Raw genomic sequence first — 505 nt, 5'->3', positions numbered from 1 at the left:
ATTTGTTTGATTGTTGTGCGCTTCGCTGTCCGCTTCTCCTGACGCAACAATTCAGCACATTTTCCAGCAGAGATCGTTGTGAGATCGCAGGACGGGAGGATGACAGCTCGAGTGTATTTCTCGTTGATTGCTGTTTTATTGTGTCTGTTTGGATACTTGAACATAACTCACGCTATTCAAAGACGAACCACAGTGAAGCCGGGTCAATGTCCAATACCAGGGATGATTCCACGGTGTGCTAAAAGCTGTTTCCATGATGGCCAATGTCCGGCCACACAGAAGTGTTGCCCAACCACTGGTGGCTTTGCATGCAGTGAAACAAGCGGCCAGGGACAAGGCCAGGGAAGTGGTCTGGGACAAGGTCAGGGACAAGGACAGGGACAAGGCCAGGGTAGGGGACAGGGCCAGGGACAAGGCCAGGGTAGTGGTCAGGGACAGGGACAGGGCCAGGGTAGCGGTCAGGGACAGGGACAAGGTCAGGGACAGGGTAGCGGTCAGGGACAAG

At 54.1% G+C, this 505-nt stretch carries 1 protein-coding gene; it reads left to right on the top strand.

Features of this window, described 5'->3' with window-relative positions; translation table 11 throughout:
• Positions 1-253: 253 nt before the first annotated feature.
• Positions 254-505: hypothetical protein (locus GQS57_RS19085; RefSeq protein WP_240915536.1), on the top strand; the 252-nt coding region annotated here is incomplete at its 3' end.

It is taken from the genome of Polaribacter sp. 20A6, assembly GCF_011378915.1.
GTDB lineage: Bacteria > Bacteroidota > Bacteroidia > Flavobacteriales > Flavobacteriaceae > Polaribacter > Polaribacter sejongensis.
Note: the sequence above shows the minus strand (reverse complement) of the source record. Positions and strands in the feature narration are given on the sequence as shown.